Here is a 323-nt window from a genome sequence, read left to right on the forward strand (position 1 = left end):
ATTCTTCAAAAGGCACGCAGTCACATCACAGACAAGGCAAGCCCCGTCTACGCTCCTACGGCTTGTAGGCACACGGTTTCAGGTACTATTTCACGACCCCTCACCGGGGCGCTTTTCACCTTTCCCTCACGGTACTTGTTCACTATCGGTCATCAGGGAGTATTTAGGCTTACCAGGTGGTCCTGGCAGATTCACACAGGATTCCTCGAGCCCCGTGCTACTTGGGATCCCCTCAAACAGTCGGCAGAATTTCGCCTACCCGGCTCTCACGGTCTACGGCGCAACTTCCCAGAAACTTCGACTACCCCACCGATTTATCACTG

Annotated in this window: 1 rRNA gene (running past one end of the window); it reads right to left on the reverse strand. The window is 54.2% G+C overall.

The window, feature by feature from the left end:
• Positions 1 to 323 (reverse strand): 23S ribosomal RNA (locus tag IEY93_RS37425) (its annotated part extends 1,044 nt beyond the left edge of the window); the annotation flags it as partial.

The sequence above is a fragment of the Sphaerisporangium melleum genome (assembly GCF_014646695.1).
Classification (GTDB): Bacteria; Actinomycetota; Actinomycetes; order Streptosporangiales; family Streptosporangiaceae; genus Sphaerisporangium; species Sphaerisporangium melleum.